The organism is Alcanivorax profundi, from assembly GCF_003597125.1.
GTDB lineage: Bacteria > Pseudomonadota > Gammaproteobacteria > Pseudomonadales > Alcanivoracaceae > Alcanivorax > Alcanivorax profundi.
Genome location: NZ_QYYA01000210.1, coordinates 1 through 361, shown reverse-complemented (window position 1 = coordinate 361; position 361 = coordinate 1). Strand labels below are relative to the sequence as shown.

Annotated in this window: 1 protein-coding gene; it reads right to left on the bottom strand. The window is 46.3% G+C overall.

Annotated features, from left to right (window positions below):
* Window positions 1-4 precede the first annotated feature (4 nt).
* Window positions 5-361, bottom strand: a 357-nt coding sequence (locus tag D4A39_RS19520; protein ID WP_497707280.1) for a ParB/RepB/Spo0J family partition protein, incomplete at its 5' end; no start/stop codon positions are given.

The following is a 361-nucleotide window of genomic DNA, read 5'->3' as shown; positions in this document are numbered from 1 at the left end:
ACTTTTATTCTTGCTTTAACTGATCGAAAACATTCATGATGTGCTCCAGCTCCTCTTCGTTGGCGAATGGAATGCTGATTTTTCCCTTGCCCTTAGCAGAGCAGGTGAACTGCACTTTGGTATTGAGAAACTGTGACAGGCGGTTTTTGAGTTGTGTAAATTCCTCAGGCATCTGAGCCTTAGCCGTGATGGTTTTCTTACCGCTCTCGATGTCTTCTCCGCTCTTGAGTCGCTGTACCATCTCTTCAACCTTTCTTACTGAGTAGCCGTTCTTCTGTATCTCCTTGAACAACTTGATTTGCAGCGAAGGTGAGTCGAGGGCCAGTAGGGCACGGCAATGACCCATGTCGATTTCTTTCTT